This window comes from Bacteroidota bacterium (assembly GCA_030706565.1).
Classification (GTDB): Bacteria; Bacteroidota; Bacteroidia; order Bacteroidales; family JAUZOH01; genus JAUZOH01.
Genome location: JAUZOH010000356.1, coordinates 1 through 3872, shown reverse-complemented (window position 1 = coordinate 3872; position 3872 = coordinate 1). Strand labels below are relative to the sequence as shown.

Genomic DNA, 3872 nt, shown 5'->3' with positions numbered 1-3872 from the left:
TGTGAAATTGAAGCGGATTCCAGAAAGCCACCGGCCATAACGATTAAATCGTGAAGCGTCGAATTTTCAAGAAAGGGATAGGTTCCCGGCTTTTTTATTTCGCCCTCAATCTGCAAAGAATAGGTTTCTTTTAAATCGTAAATGGAAGGAATTTTCACTAAATCTTCACGTTTTAAGGTGATATCCGGAGAAACCCCTTTCATGACAGCGGAGAGATCAACCGGAATAACTTCAATGGAATAATCATCCTTATGCCTGTAAATAGAAGCCCTGGATAAAAAAGCATCGGTTTTTAATCCTTCAGCCTTTGCAATAAGATCCTTCAGGGTAATATTGTCCGTAAGGGCGTAAATACCAGGACGGTAAACAGCCCCATTAATTTCCACCCTGTTTTCGAAACGCTCAAGTATGGGATCAACAACTATGCTATCGCCGTTATGCAAAGAAAAATGTTTAAATTCATCTGATTCTATATCAAGAACTTTTCGCTCACGGTCTGTGTTTCTATATATCTTAATCCTTTTGCTATAAGCTTTATCTGAATATCCCCCTGCAAAAGCGAGGACATTGTCAAGATTTTCATCCCCCTTAACTTCAAAAATAGCCGGATGCTTAACTTTACCGCTTATTTCAACCCGGGTTTTATAATTGCCGACATAAATGATGTCCTGATCTTTCAGGTGAATATCGTTGATTGGTTTACCATGAAGCAGAAAATCATAAACATCAAGGGTGGCTGCTACCCGTCCTCCCCGTATAACCTGAATGTTACGGAATGAACCGTTTACAGAAGGGCCTCCAGACAGATACAGGGCATTAAAAACAGAAGAGAGGGATGAAAGAGTATATGCCCCCGGAGTACGAACTTCACCAACGATGGTGACTTTTATACTACGCACATTTCCAAGTGTTACCTGAGCCCAGGTATTATGATATAATCCTGCATAATTCTTATGCAACCTGCCAATTATTTTAGAGGAAGCATTTTCAACTGTCAGGCCATTTACATGAACAGGCCCCACATTATTGATCAGCACATTCCCGTCGGGCGATATCTTTAAATGATAAGTTGCCTGAGAAGCCCCCCATACATCTACAATCAGTTCATCACCGGGGCCTAACTGATAATTTTTAGGCGTAGCCATATTCATATTGGGCTCAAACTTTATACTTGGATTATTGAATAAAGAATAGCCAAAAATTTTATTGGGACCGGTGGCCTGTTGACTGGGCTGATTTCCATTATCAATTTCTTCTTCTTTCCGGCTTCTATCCTCAGAACTAAATTGTTCCTGTTTCTGACCCGTTTGTTGTTTCAAACTTGCAACCCTTGCCCTCAATTTTAAAATTTCACTGGGTTGCATACCTTTTGCCAGGACTGCAGATTCCAACTGCTGCTGACTCATTCCACTGGCCTGAGACTTTTGTAAAAGTTGCTTGATCTGGTCATCACTCATTTGATCGACCTTCACATTGCTAAGGTTTTGACCTGAGGCGACACCTCCGGGCAATTGGGCATTTACAGTTTCAGGCAAAAAAAATGAAACCGAACAAAAGAAAAATAGCCCAAAAATATAAGAATGGAAAATTAGATAAAAGTGATGGTTATGGTTAATAAATAAGGATTTTCTGTCTTTCATATTGTTTTTCTATTATTGTCTGAATAAAATTGCTTTATTTTTAATAAGGAGAAGCGAAATTAGTATTTTGAATCCAAAAAAATATTGATTGCCTGAATTATTTTGTTTAAAATTCTAAATCTGCCCCAAATCCAATTGTTTAAAAAGTGATAAATATTGCAAAGCCACATCATGTTGATTGAAATGTTCCATTGCAAATTTCCTTATCCCATCCCGATTATAATTATTATAATTTTGAACAAAGTAAGACATGGCATCAGACAATTTTCCGGGATTATCGGGTTCAACCAATAATCCTGTCTCAGGTGTAACAATATATTCCGGGCCGCCACATCTTGTCGTTATCAGCGGCAACCCGCAGGCCATAGCCTCAATAAGCACAACGCCAAAAGATTCAAGCCTGCTGGGATGAACGAAAACATTGGCCATTTGCAAATTCTGACGAACCTGCAGCCGGTCCAAATTTCCGGTAAAAGTAACTTTATCTCCAATCTTTAACCTGACTGCAAGTCTCTGTAAGTATTTTTTCTCTTTCCCTTCTCCACCAATAATCAGCCTGAAAGAATTGTGGTTTTGGCTTACCAATTGTGCAAAAGCCTTTAATAATATATCATAACCCTTTAAATAAATGAGATCTCCAAGGGCAAAAAAGATAAATTCCCGATTTTGTTTCTGAACGGAAGGGTGAAAAAAAACAGTATCAATGGAATCGGGTATATAGTATATCTTTTGAGCAACAGAGGGCTCCAGTTCTATTAATTTTTTTCCCAGAGCCGGGCTTACAGCCACTACTTTCACTGAATATTGAAGGGCTTCCCGAAGAAAGGGGATATACCACTTTTCGATGTATTTGCCGGAATATCTGTTTCCGGCAACAAAACGTCCCCGATGTTCATTGATCACATAAGGAATCTGAAACTCCCGGTATATTTGGGCAGCCACCAAACCTGCCCATAATGAGCTATATACCAACACAATGTCGGGACAGCCCAATCGGTTAATATATTCTTTAAACATATCAAAAGTAGCAGCAGTCCAATATTTGACATTCAACTTCTCATTTTTAGGAAGCTTCCAATAAGTCTTCCGGATGACAGTCAGCCCATTTTCGTTGTAAACCCTTAATTGTTTCCCTTTCTTGTAATCCAGAAAATGAAATCGTTTTAAACTTTTATTTTCATTTACCAGAACATGCACTTCCAACCCGGCATGCATTAAAGCTTCACTTTGATCCCGGAAAAAACTTCCGCCGTCAGGCGGATACCATGAAGGTAAAACCAACACACGCATAATTTAATTTTTACGAAATTGTGAGAAATCTTTATCGGCATTCCTGCATAATTCAAGATACCAGAAAAGGTTATATCCAACGACAATAACACCAACAAAACTATACAGCCCTATAGCCAGATATAAGTTCCGGGCCCAAACGCCAATTGCCAAAGAAATAATTCTGAATACCAGGTAAATAATATCAATAATCATTGCTTTTTTCTGACAAAAGAAAATTTCGGGAATAAAAGATAGCGGAGTGGCCAGACCAACCATAAAAAGCCAGGGAATAAGAAACTGTAAATATAAACCGGCAGTTTCCCATTTGTTTCCCAAAACCCATTTACAGGCCAAAGGGGCAAGAAACAGTGCAACTATAAAAGGAAGCAGTTCTATTTTAAAAATACGCCAGACCATTGTCTTCACGTTCGCATAGATAGTTTGCTGCTTATTGTAGCGTTCAACAATTTTTTGTGAAAAAACCTGCTGAACAGAAGTTGTAAAAAGATTGAGCGGTTTAAAAACCAACCCTAATCCAAGCGAGAAATAACCTACGGCAGACTGTGAGAAATACGAAGCAAGCACAAAAATGGGCAGGTTCCCCGAAAAAATATTAGTAAAGGCATGGATCAGATTAAATTTCGGGTAAACGTTATAAATTTTTGCCTGTGTTTTGATTGTGGACCTGGTGACAGAAGGAAATTCTCCTTTCTTTTTGTGGAACAATGAAACACCCAGTGCCAGGACAGATGAAAACTGGCCAAACAAATTTCCTGCAAGCAGCCCGCTTTTCAGAAAACCTGCAAAACCTAAAATCAATTTTCCAATCGAAGTACTCATGCTCTGGTTAATCCCGGCAAAAGCAAGATGCCTGAATTTTTTCACCCTGATTGTCCAATAATTAAAACATTGGTAAAGGGCCGAAAGTAAAACAGACAAAGGAATCAAATAGAGCCAAAC

At 38.8% G+C, this 3872-nt stretch carries 3 protein-coding genes; all 3 read right to left on the bottom strand.

Annotated features, from left to right (window positions below):
* A partial coding sequence (locus Q8907_14010) for an SLBB domain-containing protein (GenBank protein MDP4275385.1) occupies positions 1 to 1535 on the bottom strand: 1535 nt, incomplete at its 3' end.
* Between the two features lie 219 nt (positions 1536 to 1754).
* Complete coding sequence (locus Q8907_14005) at positions 1755 to 2930, bottom strand: glycosyltransferase (GenBank protein ID MDP4275384.1); 1176 nt, start codon at positions 2928 to 2930, stop codon at positions 1755 to 1757.
* Between the two features lie 3 nt (positions 2931 to 2933).
* A partial coding sequence (locus Q8907_14000) for an oligosaccharide flippase family protein (GenBank protein ID MDP4275383.1) occupies positions 2934 to 3872 on the bottom strand: 939 nt, incomplete at its 5' end.